Source organism: Streptomyces sp. NPDC053367 (genome assembly GCF_044545925.1).
In the GTDB taxonomy this organism is placed as follows: Bacteria; Actinomycetota; Actinomycetes; order Streptomycetales; family Streptomycetaceae; genus Streptomyces.
Genome location: NZ_JBITYN010000008.1, coordinates 451,392 through 468,437 on the forward strand (window position 1 = coordinate 451,392; position 17,046 = coordinate 468,437).

15 protein-coding genes and 2 rRNA genes are annotated in these 17,046 nt (G+C 73.3%); 3 read left to right on the forward strand and 14 right to left on the reverse strand.

Annotation, left to right across the window (positions count from 1 at the left end):
• Positions 1-12: 12 nt before the first annotated feature.
• A complete protein-coding gene (locus tag ACIGXJ_RS24440; protein ID WP_399649042.1) occupies positions 13-1,521 on the reverse strand; it encodes an APC family permease in 1,509 nt (502 codons plus the stop codon).
• A gap of 232 nt (positions 1,522-1,753) precedes the next feature.
• Here ACIGXJ_RS24440 and ACIGXJ_RS24445 point away from each other — a divergent pair, with 232 nt between their 5' ends.
• Positions 1,754-3,397 (forward strand): PucR family transcriptional regulator, encoded by a 1,644-nt coding sequence (locus ACIGXJ_RS24445; protein WP_399649044.1) that lies wholly within the window; start codon positions 1,754-1,756, stop codon positions 3,395-3,397.
• Positions 3,398-3,518: 121 nt separating this feature from the next.
• Here ACIGXJ_RS24445 and ACIGXJ_RS24450 read toward each other — a convergent pair whose 3' ends face one another.
• The 5 genes from ACIGXJ_RS24450 to ACIGXJ_RS24470 all read right to left on the reverse strand — a co-directional run bounded on the left by ACIGXJ_RS24450 (position 3,519) and on the right by ACIGXJ_RS24470 (position 8,858).
• Entirely contained in the window at positions 3,519-4,649 is a 1,131-nt protein-coding gene (locus tag ACIGXJ_RS24450) for a glycosyltransferase family 4 protein (protein WP_399649047.1), read from the reverse strand.
• Positions 4,650-4,954: 305 nt separating this feature from the next.
• Entirely contained in the window at positions 4,955-6,697 is a 1,743-nt protein-coding gene (gene recN, locus ACIGXJ_RS24455; protein ID WP_399649049.1) for a DNA repair protein RecN, read from the reverse strand.
• A 58-nt stretch (positions 6,698-6,755) separates the two neighbouring features.
• Positions 6,756-7,661: an NAD kinase gene (locus tag ACIGXJ_RS24460; RefSeq protein ID WP_399649052.1), complete on the reverse strand. Its 906-nt coding sequence runs from the start codon at positions 7,659-7,661 to the stop codon at positions 6,756-6,758.
• On the reverse strand, positions 7,658-8,473 hold the full coding sequence (locus tag ACIGXJ_RS24465) for a hemolysin (protein WP_399649054.1): 816 nt from the start codon (positions 8,471-8,473) through the stop codon (positions 7,658-7,660). Before ACIGXJ_RS24465 ends, ACIGXJ_RS24460 begins: the two co-directional genes overlap by 4 nt.
• A 58-nt stretch (positions 8,474-8,531) precedes the next feature.
• On the reverse strand, positions 8,532-8,858 hold the full coding sequence (locus tag ACIGXJ_RS24470) for a hypothetical protein (RefSeq protein WP_399649056.1): 327 nt from the start codon (positions 8,856-8,858) through the stop codon (positions 8,532-8,534).
• Positions 8,859-8,900: 42 nt separating this feature from the next.
• Here ACIGXJ_RS24470 and ACIGXJ_RS24475 point away from each other — a divergent pair, with 42 nt between their 5' ends.
• Positions 8,901-9,248 (forward strand): sterol-binding protein, encoded by a 348-nt coding sequence (locus ACIGXJ_RS24475; protein ID WP_399649059.1) that lies wholly within the window; start codon positions 8,901-8,903, stop codon positions 9,246-9,248.
• On the opposite strand, the gene ACIGXJ_RS24480 is transcribed toward ACIGXJ_RS24475, so the two are convergent.
• The 4 genes from ACIGXJ_RS24480 to ACIGXJ_RS24495 all read right to left on the reverse strand — a co-directional run bounded on the left by ACIGXJ_RS24480 (position 9,245) and on the right by ACIGXJ_RS24495 (position 13,305).
• Entirely contained in the window at positions 9,245-10,093 is an 849-nt protein-coding gene (locus ACIGXJ_RS24480) for an ABC transporter ATP-binding protein (protein WP_399649062.1), read from the reverse strand. The genes ACIGXJ_RS24475 and ACIGXJ_RS24480 overlap by 4 nt on opposite strands.
• The gene (locus ACIGXJ_RS24485) at positions 10,090-11,151 is read right to left on the reverse strand and encodes a FecCD family ABC transporter permease (RefSeq protein ID WP_399649065.1); all 1,062 of its coding nucleotides are present in this window, start codon (positions 11,149-11,151) and stop codon (positions 10,090-10,092) included. The genes ACIGXJ_RS24480 and ACIGXJ_RS24485 overlap by 4 nt, the downstream gene beginning before the upstream one ends.
• The gene (locus ACIGXJ_RS24490; RefSeq protein ID WP_399649067.1) at positions 11,148-12,191 is read right to left on the reverse strand and encodes a FecCD family ABC transporter permease; all 1,044 of its coding nucleotides are present in this window, start codon (positions 12,189-12,191) and stop codon (positions 11,148-11,150) included. Before ACIGXJ_RS24490 ends, ACIGXJ_RS24485 begins: the two co-directional genes overlap by 4 nt.
• 85 nt (positions 12,192-12,276) lie before the next feature.
• On the reverse strand, positions 12,277-13,305 hold the full coding sequence (locus ACIGXJ_RS24495) for an HAD hydrolase-like protein (protein WP_399649069.1): 1,029 nt from the start codon (positions 13,303-13,305) through the stop codon (positions 12,277-12,279).
• Positions 13,306-13,387: 82 nt separating this feature from the next.
• Between ACIGXJ_RS24495 and ACIGXJ_RS24500 the strand changes: the two genes are divergently transcribed.
• Positions 13,388-14,671: a DUF1015 family protein gene (locus tag ACIGXJ_RS24500; protein WP_399649071.1), complete on the forward strand. Its 1,284-nt coding sequence runs from the start codon at positions 13,388-13,390 to the stop codon at positions 14,669-14,671.
• A 94-nt stretch (positions 14,672-14,765) separates the two neighbouring features.
• On the opposite strand, the gene ACIGXJ_RS24505 is transcribed toward ACIGXJ_RS24500, so the two are convergent.
• The 4 genes from ACIGXJ_RS24505 to ACIGXJ_RS24520 form a co-directional block, all read right to left on the reverse strand.
• Positions 14,766-15,515 (reverse strand): hypothetical protein, encoded by a 750-nt coding sequence (locus ACIGXJ_RS24505; protein ID WP_399649135.1) that lies wholly within the window; start codon positions 15,513-15,515, stop codon positions 14,766-14,768.
• Complete coding sequence (locus ACIGXJ_RS24510; RefSeq protein ID WP_399649137.1) at positions 15,407-16,570, reverse strand: hypothetical protein; 1,164 nt, start codon at positions 16,568-16,570, stop codon at positions 15,407-15,409. Before ACIGXJ_RS24510 ends, ACIGXJ_RS24505 begins: the two co-directional genes overlap by 109 nt.
• Before the next feature lie 182 nt (positions 16,571-16,752).
• Positions 16,753-16,869 (reverse strand): 5S ribosomal RNA (gene rrf / locus ACIGXJ_RS24515).
• Positions 16,870-16,973: 104 nt separating this feature from the next.
• Positions 16,974-17,046: ribosomal RNA gene (locus ACIGXJ_RS24520) — 23S ribosomal RNA — on the reverse strand; the annotation flags it as partial.

Consider the following 17,046-nt stretch of genomic DNA (forward strand, 5'->3'; position numbering starts at 1 on the left):
CGGCGACGTTCGTCAGACGTTGGCGGGGGCCTGTGCGACGTCGTCGTCCGTGCGTTCGGCCGCGTCCTCCAGGACGATCCGGCCGATGATCTCGTAGCGCTCCGGCCGCCTGGCCCGCAGATACAGGCCGAGGCCGAGGCCGCCGAAGAAGACAAGGCCGACGGTCCACGGGATGGCCTTGAAGAAGAGGGAGTCGGCCGCCGCGCCGGCCGCGGTGTCCATGTTGATCACCAGCAGCACGACCACCGCGGTCATGCCGATCCCGCCGAGCAGCGGGGCGGTGAGGGTGCGGAACCAGTGCCGGTCCTCGGGGTGGTTGCGGCGGAAGTAGCCGATGACGGCGAAGGAGCACAGGGTCTGCACGATGAGGATCGCCATCGTGCCGAGGATCGCCAGCAGGGTGTAGAGGTGGATGTAGGGGTCCTGGCCGCTCAGCCAGAAGCCCGCGACGAGCGCGACCGCGATGCAGGACTGCACGAAGGACGCGATGTACGGCGACCCGTGCCTGGCGTGGGTGCGGCCGAGCGCCCGGTGCAGGAAGCCCTCGCGGCCGATGGCGTACAGATAGCGGGCGGCGCACTGGTGGAAGGCCATCCCGCAGGCGAACGAGCCGGTGATCAGCAGCCACTGGAAGGTGTCGACCGCCCAGGCGCCGATGAAGGAGTGCGCCGGGTCGAAGAACAGGTCGAGGGGGCTGGTGCCGGAGGAGACCTTCACCGCGCCGTCCAGGCCGTTGCCTGCGATGGTCATCCAGGAGACGTAGATGTAGAAGAGGCCGACGCCGACCACCGAGATGAGGGTGGCGCGCGGGATGACCCGCTTGGGGTCGCGGGACTCCTCGCCGTACATCGCGGTCGACTCGAAGCCGACCCACGACCAGAAGGCGAAGAACAGTCCGAGTCCGGCGGAGGCGCCGGTGAAGGCGTTCTTGGGGTTGATGGGCTCGACGGGGATGCCGTCGGGGCCGCCGCCGTGGAGCAGGACGGCGGTGGCGACCGCGAAGAGCACGGCGATCTCGGCGATCAGCATCACGCCGAGCGCCTTGGCGGTGAGGTTGATGTCGAAGAACGCCAGCACCCCGGTGACCAGCAGCATCGCGGCGGCGTAGAGCACCCAGGGCAGGTCGACGCCGAGCTGGTCGTGGACGGTGGTCCTGGTGAAGTAGGCGAAGACGCCGACGATGGACGCCTCGAAGACGATGTACGCCAGCACGGCGAGCATGCCGGAGGCCATGCCCGCGATCCGGCCGAGGCCGTGCGAGATGTAGCCGTAGAAGGCACCGGCGGCGGTGATGCGGCGGGCCATCGCGACATAGCCGACGGAGAACACCGTCAGCACGAGCGTGGCGAACAGATAGCCGGCCGGGGCGCCCGTGCCGTTGCCGAAGCCGACCGCGATGGGCAGGTTGCCGGTCATGGCGGTGATCGGCGCGGCGGTCGCCACCGCCATGAAGACGACACCCACCAGGCCCACGGAATTCGCCTTGAGCCGATGGACCTCTCGCGTGGGAGTTTCTGCCATTCCCGCCCCTCTCCTCATATTCGGAGTGCAGTCACAACGAAATCCGAAGATCACGCAGGGGTGTCCCTGCGGATGCGACAGTGTTTCGTCATGGTGACGCACGCCACAACAGACACGCGGTCGTGCAATCGGGCGCCCGGGGCGACGCATTGCCGACCGCCGGAGGGCGGTGATCGTCGCCGTAACCGCGCGGAGATGTCGCGGATACGTGCGCGCGGGTAGCGTCCGCTGCATGGAACGCCGCACGGACCACCGATTCGACACCCAGGGCGCGGGCATCACCGTCCAGCGGGCCCTGGAGCTGCCCGGACTGCGCAGCGGCCTGCCCGAGGTCCTCGCCGGCGCCGACCGGCTGCAGCGGACCGTGCGGTGGGTGCACGCGGGCGAGGTGCCGAACATCGCCTCCCTGCTGAAGGGCGGCGAACTGCTGCTGACCACCGGCTACGGCCTCGGCACCCGCCCGGCCGAACAGCGCGCGTTCGTGCGGACGCTGGCCGAGCGGGGCATCGCCGCCCTCGTCGTCGAACTCGGCCCGCGCTTCACCCGGTTGCCCGCCGCCCTGGTCGAGGCGGCCCGCACGGCCGGGCTCCCGCTGGCCCAACTGCACCGCGAGGTGCCCTTCGTGACGGTCACGGAGGAGATCCACACCGAGATCGTCAACGGCCACTACGCGCTGCTGCAGCGTGCCGAGGAGGTGCACCGGCGCTGCACCCAGGCCCTCCTCGGGGGCGGCGGCATCCCCCAAGTCCTCGGCATCCTCGCCGACTTCGGCGACAACCCGGTGTTCCTGGAGACCTACGACGGCCGGCTGCTGTACGCCGCCGGGGCCGGGCCCGAGGGCGCCGACCCGCTCCAGGTGTGGGAGGGGCTGCGCGGCCAGCGCGGAGACGCGCCGCCGCCCGCCGGGTCGGTCCTGGTGGAGGTACCCGGCGGCGGCCCCGGCACCGGCTCGGTCCGCGCCCGGCTGGTGCTGCTGCCGGTGCGCGGCCCGCTCGCCCCGGTGCACCGGATCGCCGCCGAGCGGGCCGCCGGGATACTGGCCGTGGTGCTGATGCAGGCCCGCCAGGAGGAGGAGCTGGCCGCACGCGGACGCGGCGACTTCCTCACCGACCTCGCCGAGGGCCGCATCGCCGCCGACGACGCCCCCGCCCAGGCCCGCGTCCTCGGCTTCAAGCCCGGTACCGGCCCCCTGCTGCCGGTCGTCATGCGGCTCGGCGACGGCCTCTCCCCCGGCGGCGGCTGGGCCGTGCTGGCCCGCGCGGTCGCCGAGGAACTGGCCTCGGTGGGGGTGCCGGTGCTGCTCGGCGTACGCCCGGTGGAGGGCCGGGTGCCGCTGCTGCTGGGGCTGCGCACCGAGTCGGAGCGGGCCGCGGTCGCCGACCGGGTGGCGGCGGCGCTGCGAGCGGGCGTGGAGCGGGCCGGGATGCAACGCCCCGGCGCCCGGCCGCCGGTGGTCGTCGTCGGCGTGGCGGGCGGCTGGGCCGCGGCCTCGGCGGGGCTGCGGCACGCGGCGGAGACGGCCGCCGCCGCACAGGGCCTCGCCGACCGGCCCTGGTACGACGCCCGCCGCCTGGACATCGACCTGCTGCTGTGGCGGCTGCGCGAGCATCCCGACCTCGCCGCCTTCGTGGAGCGGGCCATCGGCCCCATCCGCGACCACGACCGCCGCTCCAGACCTCCGCTGCTGCCGACCCTGGAGACCTATCTGGCCCACGCCGGCCGCAAGGCGGAGACGGCCCGCGAGCTGCACCTCAACCGGCAGACCCTCTACAACCGCCTCGCCCGCATCGGCGAGCTGCTCGGCACGGACCTCGACGACCCGCAGACGGTGCTGGCGCTGAGCCTGGCGCTGCGCGCACGCCGGCACGTGGGGTAGGCACCGGTGTCCGGCGGGGGCAGCACCCGCGGCCGGCCGTCGCCGCCGTCGATCGCCGGGGTCGGTCCAGCGCACGGGACCGCGTCGACTCGTTCGGCCGTCGTCGCATCCGGCCGCCGGGTCAGAGCAGCGGCCGGGCCTGCGTCAACTCGTCGTAGACACTGAGCACTTGCGCCACCGTATCGTCCTCCGTGGGCCAGGTCGCCGCCTGCCGTACGCCCCGCTCCCGCAGCTCCTCCCGGCGCTCGGGGTCGGCGAGCAGGCCGGTCACGGCCCCGGCGAGGGCGTCCGCGTCGCCGTAGGGCACGAGTTCCGCCGCGTCGCCGACGAGGTCGGGGATGCCGCCGACGTCGGTGGCGACGAGCGGCACGCGCGCGTGCAGGGCCTCCTCGGCGAGCACCGAGCGCGACTCCCAACTGCTGGGCAGCAGCGCCACATCGGCGGCCGCGAGCAGGTCGGCCACGTCGTCGCGGCGGCCCAGCAGCCGCACCGGGAGCCCCTCGTCCTCGATCCGGCGCTGCAACAGCGGCCGCAGCGGGCCCTCACCGGCGATCACCACCAGCGGGACCGGATCCAGCGGGCGCCAGGCGCGGGCCGCGTCCAGCAGCACCTCGTACCCCCGGTGCCGGTCCAGGGAGCCGACCGCGAGCAGCAACGGCCGGCCCGTCGCGCCGAGTTCGGCACGCAGCTTGGGCCGGTGCGACTCGTCGCGCTCGACGGCCGTGCGCCGTCCGGGCAGCGCGACCGCGGCGAGGCGTGCGTCGCGGGCGCCGGTCGAGCGGGCCCGGTCCACCAGGTCGGAGGTGGTGCCGAGCACCACGGAGGCGGTCTTCGCCACCCTCCGCTCCAGCAGGCGCAGGAAGTGGGCGCGCGCCCCCTCCGCATGCGCCCGCCCGTGCCAGGTCACCACCAGCGGGGTACGCCGCCCGCTGAGCGCGAGCACGGCCCGGAACGAGGCGTGCAGCCCGTGCGCGTGCACCAGGTCGGCGTCCGCGCAGGCCGCCCGCAGCGCCGCCACGGACGCCGGGTCGCTGCTGCGCGGCACATGCACGTGGTCGGCGCCGGCCCCGGTGAAGTCGTAGGTGTGAGCGACCTCGAAGGGGGCGCACACCGTCACCCGCACGCCCCTGGCGACGAGCCCGGACGCCAGGGACCGCACATGCGCGCTGCTGCGGGCGTTGCCGCCGCCGAGCACCTGAACGGTGCGCAGCGGCGACTGTCCGGGCGCTGACTGGCTGCTCACGTGGCTCACGTGGCGGGGGCTCCTGGTTCGGCGTGGGCGTCACAGGACGGGGCGTCACCGCGTCCCAGGACGTGGTGCGTCACCCGCCACGGGACGTGGTGCGTCATGAGACAGGGTGCGTCACAAGACGTGGGGCGTCACGTAGAAACGTACCGAAGGAAAGCCCGCGAGGACGGACCGCGCGGTTTCCTCCGCGCCCACGGCCAAGGATGCCAGGACGTACGGGTGTTCCGGCTACGCCGACTTCAGGAAGCCCGACCGGGATCCCACCGAAGCTCACCCACTCGGGTGAACCTGGTGGGTCGGCGGGACGCCTACGCGTCGGCGCGCGCCGTCGCGAGGAGTTCCTCCGCGTGCGCCCGTGCCGTCTCGGAGTCCTCCTGTCCGGCGAGCATCCGGGACAGCTCGCGGATCCGCTCCTCGCCCTCCAGGACCTTCACGCCGGACCGGGTGACCGACCCGTCGTCGGTCTTCTCCACCAGCAGCTGCCGGTCGGCGAACGCGGCCACCTGCGGCAGATGCGTCACGACGACGACCTGCGCGGTCTTAGCCAGGCGCGCCAGGCGCCGCCCGATCTCCACGGCCGCCTTGCCGCCGACGCCGGCGTCGACCTCGTCGAAGAGGTACGTCGGCACGGGGTCGGTCCCCGCGAACACGACCTCCACGGCCAGCATCACGCGCGACAGCTCACCGCCGGAGGCGCCCTTGGCGATGGGCCGCGCCGGGGCCCCCGGGTGCGGGGCCAGCAGCAGCTCGACCTCGTCGGCACCGGCCGGCCCGTAGGCGACGGTACGCCCGCCGACCTCCACGCCCTCCGGGTCCTCGGTCTGCCGGATGTCGAAGGACACGCGCGCGTGCGGCATGGCCAGCGAGGCCAGCTCCGCGGTCACGGCGGCGGCGAACCGCTCGGCGGCCTCCGTGCGCGCGTCCGTCAGGGCCTGCGCGAGCCCGCCCAGTTCGACGCGCAGCGCGTCCCGCTCGGCGGTCAGCTCCCCGATCCGCTCGTCGTCGCCGTCCAGCTCGGTCAGCCGCGCGGCGCTCTGCTCGGCCCACATCAGCACGGCATCGATGTTCTCGCCGTACTTCCGGGTCAGCCCCGTCAGCGCGGCCCGCCGCTCCTCCACCGCGGCCAGCCGCAGCGGATCGGCGTCCAGATCGCCGGCGTACCCGGCGAGCTCCCCGGCCACATCGCCCAGCAGGATCCCGATCTCCCCGATCCGGTCGGCGAGCGCCGCCAGCGCCGGGTCATGGGACCGTACGGCCTCCAGCGCCCGGTGCGCGCCCGCCACCAGCGTGCCGGCGTCGACGCCCTCCGGGTCCTCGGGGTTGCCCGCGAGCGCGGCGTGCGCGGCCGTCGCGGCGGAAGCCAGCGCCTCGGCGTGCCCCAGCCGCTCCGCCTCCTCGGCCAGCTCCACGTCCTCGCCGGCCCGCGGCTCCACGCCCGCGATCTCCTCCAGGCCGTAGCGCAGCATGTCGGCCTCCTGGGCCCGCTCACGCGCGCGTGTGGTGATCTCCTCCAGCTCGGCGGAGACGGCCCGCAGCCGACGGTAGGCCTCGGCGTACTTGGCGAGCGGCACGGCGACCGCGTCGCCCGCGTACCGGTCGAGCGCCTGCCGCTGCCGGGACAGCTTGAGCAGCCCCTGCTGATCCGTCTGCCCGTGCACGGCCACCAGCTCGTCGGCCAGCTCGGCCAGCAGCCCCACGGGCACGCTGCGCCCGCCCAGGTGCGCCCGGGAGCGACCCTCGGCCGAAACGGTACGGCTGATCAGCAGCGCCCCGTCGTCGAGCTCGGCCCCGGCCTCCTCGGCCCGCACGGCCACGGAGGCGTCCGCGTCCAGCGCGATCCGCCCCTCGACGACCGCCTTCTCGGCGCCGATCCGCACCAGCGCCGGATCCGCCCGCCCGCCCAGCAACAGCCCCAGGCTCGTGACCACCATGGTCTTGCCCGCACCCGTCTCACCGGTGACGGCAGTGAACCCGGGCGACAGCTCGACGACCGCGTCGTCGATGACGCCGAGCGACCGTATCCGCATCTCTTCCAGCACGGTGAAGACCATACGAGGTCCGGAGCGATGTGTGCGAGGCGCCCTGTCACCCGACCGAGCTAACCGCCCGCTAGTGCGGCGCCCCGCGCCACCCGGAGACGGGCAGCGCGAACTTCGCCACCAGCCGGTCCGTGAACGAGGCGTGGTGCAGCCGGGCCAGCCGCACGGGCACGGCCCCCCGCCGCACCTCGACCCGCGCGCCCGGAGGCAGCTCCACGGTCCGCCGCCCGTCGCACCACAGCACGCCCGGCGGGATGTGCGGCAGCACCTCCACCGCGAGCACGGAGTCCGGAGAGGTCACCAGGGGCTTGGCGAACAGCGCGTGCGCGGAGATGGGCACCATCAGCAGCGCCTCCACCTCGGGCCACACCACCGGCCCGCCCGCGGAGAACGCGTAGGCCGTGGACCCGGTCGGCGTCGACAGCACGATCCCGTCGCACCCGAACCCGGTGACCGGCCGCCCGTCGATCTCCAGCACCACTTCGAGCAGCTTCTCGGCGCCGGCCTTCTGCACGGCAGCCTCGTTCAGCGCCCAGTCGGTGTGCACGATGTCGCCGTTGCTGTGCACGACGACATCGACGGTCATCCGCTCCTCGACCTCGTACGACCGCGACACCACCCGGTCGACGACCTTGTCGAGGTCGTCCCGCTCGGCCTCCGCGAGGAACCCGACCCGCCCCAGGTTGACGCCCAGCATCGGCACCCCGGACGCCCGCGCGAACTCCGCCCCGCGCAGCAGGGTGCCGTCACCGCCGAGGACGATCAGCAGCTCGCACCCGTCGAGGCACTGCGGGGTCGCCTCCTTGACCAGCTCCACCTCGTCCGGCAGCGGCAGGTCGCGAGCCTCGTACTCCAGTACCCGTACGCCGATGCCGGACCTCAGCAGCCCCTTGACCACGAGCTCGGCGCTGCGGATGGCCGCCGGCCGCCCCGTGTGGGCCAGCAGGAAAACAGTACGAGCTCGGTTCTGTGTCAACGCGGCCCCTCCGCCACTGCACGGTCAACATCGGCCGGGTCCAGTTCGGGGGCACCGGCCCGCAGCCAGAGAAAGTACTCGACGTTCCCCGAAGGCCCGGGCAGCGGACTGGCGGTGACACCCTTCACCCCGAGCCCCAGCTCCCACGCCTTCTCGGCCACTCCCCGCACGGCCTCCGCCCGCAGCTGCGGACTCCGTACGACACCCCCGCTGCCCAGCCGTTCCTTCCCCACCTCGAACTGCGGCTTGACCATCATCACCAGATCGGCGTCCGCCCGCACGCACTTCACCAGAGCGGGCAGTACCAGCCCGAGCGGAATGAACGACAGATCTCCCACGACCAGGTCCACCGGCTCTCCGTCGATCGCCTCCAGCGTCAACTCGCGTACGTTCGTACGGTCCTTGACGGTGACGCGTTCATCGCTCTGCAGGGACCACGCGAGCTGCCCGTAGCCGACGTCGACGGCGACGACGTGCGCGGCACCGGCGCGCAGCAGCACATCCGTGAAGCCGCCGGTGGACGCGCCGGCGTCCAGGGCCCGGCGGCCCTCGACGACCAGGCCCTGCGGTACGAAGGCCTCCAGCGCCCCGGCGAGCTTGTGCCCGCCCCGGGAGACGTACTCGGGATCGCTGTCGTCGGCCCGCACGACGATCGCCGCCGCCGTCTCCACCTGGGTGGCCGGCTTGGTCGCGACGGTCTTGCCGACGGTCACCCGGCCCGCGGCGATCAGCTGGCTGGCGTGCTCGCGCGAGCGGGCGAGCTTCCGGCGGACCAGCTCCGCGTCGAGACGGCGGCGTGCGACTCCTGCCACGTTCGGTTCAGCTCCTACTGCTGTACGGCGAATCGGAAAAGGTGTGACCCGAAGGGTCTCATTGAGGGGCGGCGGTCGGGTGACGGGTGGGAGCCGGAGGTCCCGGGCGGGCGTCGAGCGCGGTCAGCGCGTCGCGCAGCCCCCGGTGTACATCCTCGTACACCTCCAGATGCCCGTCCGTGGCGAGGTGGTCGGCGTCGGCCAGCCGCTCCAGCTGGGCGTCGACCTCGGCGTGGCCGGTGGGGGTGCGGGGCACGTCGAGGGGGGCCGCGGCGGAGGGGTCCTCGTCGGTGAGGCCGGGCTCCTGCACGGGGAGGTCCGGCTCCTGGACGGGAAGATCCGGCTCCTGCTCCGGGAGGCCCGGCTCCGGGACAGCGTCGTTCATGCCCCGACGCTACCTCGAACAGCTGCGGTACCGTCGGTGACGATGGCGACGATCGAGGAGTGCCGCAGCGCACTCGAGAAGCTCTCGGAGAACATGGGCCGTGCCGAGGGAGACGTCCGCGCGGCCGCCGCGCTGGACCGCTCGGTGAGCTGCCACATCACCGACCTGGACGTCACCTTCGTGGGCCGCATGTCGGACGGCCGCATCCACGTCCGGGACACCCTCCAGGGCCCGCCCCTGGAGAAGGCCGGGATCCGGCTGGCCATGACGGGCGACGACCTGGTGGCCCTGGTCGACGGCGAGCTGCACTTCGCCAGGGCCTGGGGCTCGGGCCGGGTCAAGCTCCACGCGGGCGTACGCGACCTGCTGGTGCTGAGGAAGCTCCTCTAGGCCCCGGCGCGGGCCTTGCGCGCGGCCGGCACCACCAGCGGCGTGCCCGTCTCCGGGTCGTCGATGACCTGGCAGCGCAGCGAGAAGACCTCCTCGACCAGCTCGGCCGTGACGACCTCGTTCGGGGCGCCCTGTGCGATGACCCGGCCCTCCTTCAGCGCGATCAGGTGGGTGGCGTACCGGGCGGCGTGGTTGAGGTCGTGCAGGACGGCGACGAGCGTACGGCCCTGCGTCTCGTGCAGCTCGGCGCACAGGTCGAGGACGTCGATCTGGTGCTGGATGTCGAGGTAGGTCGTCGGCTCGTCGAGCAGCAGCAGCGGTGTCTGCTGGGCCAGCGCCATCGCGATCCACACGCGCTGGCGCTGACCGCCCGACAGCTCGTCGACGTACCGGTCCGCCAGCTCGGCGACCCCGGTGTGCGCCATGGACTCCTGGACGATCCGCTCGTCCTCGGCCGACCACTGGCGCAGGATGCCCTGGTGCGGGTACCGGCCACGGCCCACCAGGTCGGCGACCGTGATGCCGTCGGGCGCCACGGACGACTGCGGCAGCAGGCCGAGGGTCCGCGCGACCTTCTTCGCCGGCATCGACTGGATGACCTGCCCGTCGAGCAGCACCCGGCCCCGACTCGGCTTGAGCATCCTCGACAGCGCCCGCAGCAGCGTCGACTTGCCGCACGCGTTCGGCCCGACGATCACCGTGAAGGAGTTGTCGGGGATCTCCACCGACAGCTCCTCGGCGATGACACGCTGGTCGTAGGCGAGGGTGACGTTCTCGGCGGACAGGCGGTTCACGGTGCTCCTCGAAGTGTTCTCGTACGCGGCTTCGCGCGCGCCCGGTGTCATATCCGGCCCGCCCGGCGCTCGGTGACCAGCAGCCACAGCAGATACACGCCGCCGAGCACCCCGGTGACCACACCCACGGGCAGCTGGTCGGCGCCGAACAGCCGCTGCGCGCCCCAGTCGGCGGTGACCAGCAGCGCGGCGCCCATGCACAGGGACGCCAGCAGGTTCGGGCCCGGCGAGCGGGTGAGGCGCCTGGCGAGCTGCGGGGCGGTCAGCGCGACGAAACTGACCGGGCCGGCCGCGGCGGTGGCGGACGCGGTGAGCAGCACGGCGGCCACCATCAGCAGCATCCGCACCCGCTCGACGCGCACACCGAGCGCGTGGGACACGTCGTCGCCCATCTCCATCATCCGCAGGCCGCGCGCGTTGGCGAGGACCAGCGGGACCAGCACCGCGCACAGCCACAGCAGCGGCCACACCTGCGCCCAGTCGCGGCCGCTGAGCGATCCGGTCATCCAGAAGACCGCCCGGGCGGCGTCGACGAGGTCGGCCTTGGTGAGCAGGTAGCCGTTGACGGCGGTGGCGACGGCGGAGACACCGATGCCGACCAGGACCAGCCGGTAGCCGTGCACGCCCCGCTTCCACGCGAGCAGGTAGATGGCCAGGCCCGTCACCAGGCCGCCGACGAGCGCACCGGCCGCGACCTGCCCGGCGCTGCCGGACATCAGCACGATCACCACGAGCGCGCCGGCCGTCGCGCCCTGGCCGAGGCCGAGCACGTCCGGGCTGCCCAGCGGGTTGCGGGACACGGCCTGGAACAGCGCCCCGCCGAGCCCGAGGGAGGCGCCGACGAGCAGGCCGACCAGGACCCGTGGCAGGCGGAGCTGGTTGACGATGAACTCCTGGCTCGCGCTGCCGTTCCCGGCCAGTGTCCTCAGCACGTCCCCGGCGGAGATGGGGAAGTCGCCGGTGCCGATCAGCAGCACGCTCGCGGTCAGCGCGGCCGCGAGGAGCAGGACGACGACGACGAACGCGCGTACGTCGAGGCGGACGGACAGCCCGCCCGGTCCGCGCACGGCCCGGACGGTGCCGCGCGGGTTCTTCACTGCGGTGCTCACAGCTGGGCCGTCCTCCGCCGTCGTACGAGAAAGATGAAGACCGGGCCGCCGAGGATCGCGGTGACGATGCCGACCTGGAGTTCCGCGGGCCGGGCCACGATCCGGCCGAGGACATCGGCGCCGAGCAGCAGCACGGGCGACAGGACGGCCGCGTACGGCAGGATCCAGCGCAGGTCGGGGCCGGTGAAGGAGCGCACGACGTGCGGCACCATCAGGCCGACGAACACGATCGGCCCGCAGGCCGCGGTCGCCGCCCCGCACAGCACGGTCGCGGCGAGCATCGACAGCGCCCGGGTGCGGCCCAGGTGGGCGCCGAGCGCCTTGGCGGTGTCGTCGCCCATGGCCATGGCGTTCAGCGGCCGGGCGAGACCGAGCGCGAGCAGCACGCCGACGGCGATGAAGGGCAGCACCTGGGCGATGGTCCTGTCGGTCGCCGCGTTCAGCGAACCGACCGTCCAGAAGCGCATCTTGCCGAGCGCGGCCTCGTCGACGATCATCACGGCCTGGAGGTAGCCGTACAGCGCGGCGCTGAGCGCGGTGCCCGCGAGCGCGAGCCGCACGGGCGTGGCGCCCCGGCTTCCGCCGAGGAACCAGACCAGCGCCCCGACCGCCGCCGCCCCGAGGAACGCGAACCACACGTAGCCGCGCAGGCTCGTCACCCCGAGGAAGGTGATCGCGCTGACCACCGCCGCGGACGCGCCGGCGTTGATGCCGAGCAGTCCGGGGTCGGCCAGCGGATTGCGGGTGAGCGCCTGCAGCACGGCACCCGCCAGCCCCAGCGCCGCACCGGCGAGCAGCCCCAGCAGGGTCCGCCACAGCCGCTCGTCGACGACGACGTCACCGTACGTCCCGGAGTTGTGGAAGAGCCCGTGCCAGACCTCTCCCAGGGCCAGCTCCTTGGCCCCGACCGCGAGGCTGGCCACCGCGACGCCCACCAGCAGCAGGACGGACACGACGAGCCCGGCGGCACGGGCCGCACCGCGCTCAGGGGGCGCGGGGGCGGCTTCCGCGCGCTGTTCGGGAGGACTGTCGACCAACACGCAGGTTAGGTTAGCCTATCCTCCCATTTTGAACGATGGCCGGTCCGGGCCCCGAGACCACCCCGCCCGCGCCCCTGAGTCCCCCTCAGAGCCCCAGCCGGTCCAGCGCCTTGCCTCCGTCGAGCCCGCAGGTACCCTTCCCGGCCGCCGTCCACGCCGCCGCGCACAGCGCCCGCAGCCCGTCCAGCGGCTCCCCGTCGCCCTCCAGTTCCAGCCGGTCCGCCCCCGCGGTCGCCGTCCAGCCCCCGCACCGGAAGCCGCCTTCGGCCACGACGACCTCCGGCTGCCCGGTGAGCAGCCCCCGCAGATCGGCGTCGACATACGTCGGCCGGTGCTGCGGCGGTGCCGCCAGCAGCTGGGCCCCGTCCGTCACCCCGGTCAGCACCAGCAGCGAGTCCACCTCGCCGTTGAACGCGCCCTCGATGTCCGTGTCCAGCCGGTCCCCGACCACCAGCGGCCGCTCGGCCCCCGTCCGCAGAATCGTCTCCCGGTGCATCGGGGGCAACGGCTTGCCCGCCACCTGCGGCTCGGCGCCGGTCGCTATCCGCACGACCTCCACCGCAGCCCCGTTGCCCGGCGCGATCCCCCGCCCGCTGGGGATCGTCAGATCGGTGTTGGACGCGAACCACGGCACCCCCCGCGCCACGGCGTACGACGCCTCGGCGAACCGCCCCCACGGCAGATCCGGCCCGCCGTAGCCCTGCACCACGGCCGCCGGATCGTCGTCGGCGCCGTCCACGGGCGTGAGCCCGCGCTCCCGCAGCGCCACCCGCAGCCCCTCGCCGCCGATCACCAGCACCCGCGCCCCCGCCGGCACCTGCTCACTGATCAGCCGCGCGACCGCCTGCGCCGACGTGATGACGTCGTCCGCGCCCGTCGGTATCCCCAGCTCGGTCAGATGCCCGGCCACGGTGTCCGGCGTCCGCAGCGCGTTGTTCGTGACGTACGCCAGATGCATCCCGCCCTCCCGGGCGGCCGCCAGCGACTCCACGGCGTGCGCGATCGCGCTGCCGCCCGCGTACACCACCCCGTCCAGATCCAGCAGCGCCGTGTCGTACGCCGCGCTCAGGGCCTGCCCACTGCCCTCGGGCCTCGTCCTGACGCTCGGGCTCATTCCGCATCGCTCCTCGTCCGCTCGCCTTTCCCCCGATCATCCCCCATGCCACTGACAGCCGTCCGACACGTACGATGCCCTGATGAACACTGCAGGTCACTCGGAAGCAACGGCGCCCCGAGGCCTGGAACTCACCCCGTTCCGAGGCCTGCGCTACGACCCCGACCGGGTCGGCAGCCTGGCCGCCGTCACGTCCCCGCCGTACGACGTCGTCGTACGCCCCGACGGAGTGCACCACCTCCAGGACGCGGACCCGTACAACATCGTCCGGCTGATCCTCCCCCAGGCCGGCACCGTCGGCGCCCGCACCGAGCAGGCCGCCGACACCCTGCGCCGCTGGCTCGCCGAGGGCGTCCTGACCGCCGACCCCGACCCCGCCCTGTACGTGTACGAGCAGCGTCACGCCGACGGCATGCTCCAGCGGGGCCTCATCGGCAACCTCCGCGTCTCCGACCCGGCCGAGGGCATCGTCCTGCCCCACGAGGACGTCATGCCGCACATCGTCGCCGACCGCGCCGCCCTGATGCGCGCCACCTGGGCCAACCTCGAACCCCTGCTGCTGACCTACCACGGCAACGGCTCGGCCGCCGAGGTCATCGAGCGCACCGCCGAACAGCCCCCGCTGCTGTCGACCACCACCGAGGACGGCTACTGCCACCGCCTGTGGTCCGTCACCGACCCGGCCGAGCTGGCCCGGATCCGGACCGACCTCGCCCACCACCAGGCCCTCATCGCCGACGGTCACCACCGCTGGGCCACCTACCGCCGGCTGCGCGCCGAGCACCCCTCGCCCAGCCCCTGGGACCTGGGCCTGGTCCTCCTCGTCGACACCGCCCGCTACCCCCTGCGGGTCCGCGCCATCCACCGCCTCCTGCACGGCCTGCCGGTGGGCGAGGCCCTGTCGGCGATCGAGCCGCACTTCCGCGTACGCCGCCTCGACCTCCCCCTCCCGCAGGCCCTGGAGACCCTGGCGGACGCGGCCTGCGAGGGCAACGCCTTCCTGCTGGCCGGCGACGGCGCCTTCCACCTCGTCGACCGCCCGGACCCGGCCCTGCTGGACCGCACGGTCCCCACCGACCGCCCCGCCGCCTGGCGCACCCTCGACGCGACGGTCCTGCACTCCACCCTGCTCGCCCACCTCTGGCACATCCCCGAGGACGACCCGGCCCGCATCGCCTACATCCACGACACGGCCGCCACGGTCGCCAAGGCCGAGCGCGCCGGCAGCACCGCCGTCCTCATGCACCCCGTCCGCGAGGACGTCGTCCGCTCCCTGGCCCGCCAGGGCGTCACGATGCCCCGCAAGTCGACGTCCTTCGGCCCCAAACCGGCCTCGGGCCTGGTGCTGCGGGCACTGGACATCTGAAAGCCGGACACCGGAAAGGGCGGGACCCCGATCCCGGGATCCCGCCCTCCATTACGTCACGTCCGCGTGTCTGGTACGACGTCCGGACCCGAGGTCAGTCCTCGTCGTCGGCCTTCTCGTCGTCGGCCTCGGGAGCGCTGCTCGGGGCCTCTTCCGCGCCGCTCTCGTCGAGCGCGTCGACGAACTCGACACCGTCCAGCTCCGCCAGCCGGTCCGACGCGTCGGTGCTGCCGTCCCGGTCGGCCTCCACGGCCTTCGCGAACCATTCCCGGGCCTCGCCCTCACGTCCGGCCGCGAGCAGCGCGTCGGCGTAGGCGTACCGGAGCCGCGCCGTCCAGGGCTGGACGGAGTTGGAGGCCAGCTCCGGGCTCTGCAGCGTCACGATGGCCGCGTCGAGCTGCCCCATGTCACGCCGGGCACCGGCCGCGACGAGACGCATCTCCACCTGGCCGGCCTTGTCGAGCTTGTTCACCTCGGGCGCGCCGGCCATGTCCAGCGCCTTCTCCGGCCGGCCGAGACCGCGCTCGCAGTCGGCCATGACCGGCCACAGCTCCACCGTGCCGGTCATCCGCCGCGCGGCCCGGAACTCGGCGAGCGCCTCGCTGTACTTCTGGTTCGCGTACGCGGCGAAACCGGCCGCCTCCCGCACGGCCGCGACCCTCGACGCCAGCCGCAGCGCCACACGGGAGTACCCGTAGGCGCCCTCGGGGTCCTCGTCGATAAGCCTTGCGACCATCACCAGGTTCTTGGCGACGTCCTCGGCGAGCGTCTTGGGCAGGCTCTGCAGCTCCTGCTTGACGTCCTTGTCGATCTCCTCGCCGGTGACGTCCTCGGGGATCGGCAGCCGCTTGATCGGCTCACGGTCCCGGTCCTGGCTCCGCTCGTCACGGAACCGGCCGCCACCGCGCCGGTCGTCGCCGCCCCCGCGCCGGTCGTCACGCCCACGGAATCCACCGCGCTCGCCGCCGGGCCGCCCACCACGGTCGTCCCGGCCCCGGAAGCCACCGCGGCCCCCACGGTCGTCGCGCCCGCGGAACCCGCCACGGTCGCCGTCACGACGGTCGTCGCGCCGGTCGTCACGACGGTCGTCGCGCCCACGGAACCCACCACGGTCGCCGTCCCGACGGTCGTCGCGCCGGTCGTCACGGCGCTCGTCCCGGCGGAAGGCGGGACGCTCATCGCGCCGGTCGTCCCGACGGTCGTCCCTGCGGTCATCCCGACGGAAGGGCGGACGCTCGTCACGACGGTCGTCACGCCGCTCGTCACGGCGGTCGTCACGGCGGAACGCGGGGCGCTCCCCACGGTCGTCACGCCGTCCGAAGCCGCCACGGTCCCGGTCGTCACGCCGGCCGTAGCCACCGCCACGGTTGTCACCACGGTCGTCCCGGCGGAAGCCGCCACGGTCTCCACGGTCGTCCCGACGGCCGAACCCGCCACCGCGGTTGTCCCCACGGCTGTCGTCACGCCGATCGTCGCGGCGGTCATCACGGCGGTCGTCGCGTCGGAAGGCAGGACGCTCGTCACGGCGGTCGTCCCGCCGGAAAGCGGGCCGGTCTCCGCGGTCGTCACGCCGGAAGCCCCGGTCACGGTCGCGGTCGTCACGACGCGGCCCACGATCCCGGTCACGGTCGTCCCGCTGGTACGACGGCCGGAATCCGCCCCGGTCGCCGTCACGACGGTCGTCCCGGCGGTCATCACGCCGGCCGTAGCCGCCGCCACGGTTGTCACCACGGTCGTCCCGGCGGAAGCCGCCACGGTCTCCACGGTCGTCCCGACGGCCGTAGCCGCCGCCACCACCACGGTTGTCCCCACGGCTGTCGTCACGCCGGCCGAAACCACCACGGTCACGGTCGTCACGGCGGAAGCCGCCGCGGTCACCACCCCGGTCGTTGCGGTCACCGCGGTAGCCACCGCGGTCGCCTCGCTCCGCCCCCTCCCGGCGCCGCTGGTCGCGCTCCGGTCGGTCGTCGGGAGAGTTGGTGGACATGGTGACTCCTGTCTTAGGTACCGCAAGCATTGTAAAAACAAAAGGACCCCTGGTCCCAGCTGAACGCTGGTGACCAGGGGTCCTTCCAAAGATTGTTCGGCGGCGTCCTACTCTCCCACAGGGTCCCCCCTGCAGTACCATCGGCGCTGTAAGGCTTAGCTTCCGGGTTCGAAATGTAACCGGGCGTTTCCCCTACGCTATGACCACCGAAACCCTAATGGTTTCGAGCGAACAAGCACACTTTGTAATTGTCTGTTCTGCTCAAAGCCGGCAACGGTCGTTGCCTCAGAACTAACACAGTGGACGCGAGCAACTGAGGACAAGCCCTCGGCCTATTAGTACCGGTCAACTCCACACGTTACCGTGCTTCCATATCCGGCCTATCAAC